The sequence below is a fragment of the Streptomyces sp. GbtcB7 genome (assembly GCF_019091445.1).
Taxonomy (GTDB): domain Bacteria; phylum Actinomycetota; class Actinomycetes; order Streptomycetales; family Streptomycetaceae; genus Streptomyces; species Streptomyces mirabilis.
Genome location: NZ_JAGXJM010000175.1, coordinates 1 through 366 on the forward strand (window position 1 = coordinate 1; position 366 = coordinate 366).

Sequence of the window (366 nt, forward strand, 5' to 3'; positions counted from 1 at the left end):
GGCGAGGAATCGTCGTGAGTGCAGGCCGTCTCCGGTGAAGTGGATGCCGGAAGCATTGGAGACGATGGTCGTGACGGCGCCGATGAGCTGCACGACCTCAAGCGTGTTGATCGGGCTCCTCCCGACAGAGGCATTGGCGAGATGGAAAGCGATGTTGGCCGCTTCTTCCCCGGGAAGGTCGACACCGAGACGGTCTGACAAGAGCGAGACTGCCCGCTCGCCCACGCGGTACTCCCGGGGGTACACGTTCTTCAGTTCCCAAGCGAGTCGGTTGACGACGCGCATTCCGCGGCGATGCCGCTCGACCGCGAAGTGCAAGTGATCCGTCAGCGTCAGGTAGATGTGCGGGTCAAGTTCGAGGCCGTC

General features: G+C 63.1%; 1 protein-coding gene. It reads right to left on the reverse strand.

The features are described from left to right. Nucleotides 1-366: PRD domain-containing protein (locus KVT44_RS55730; protein WP_217576898.1), on the reverse strand; the 366-nt coding region annotated here is incomplete at both ends.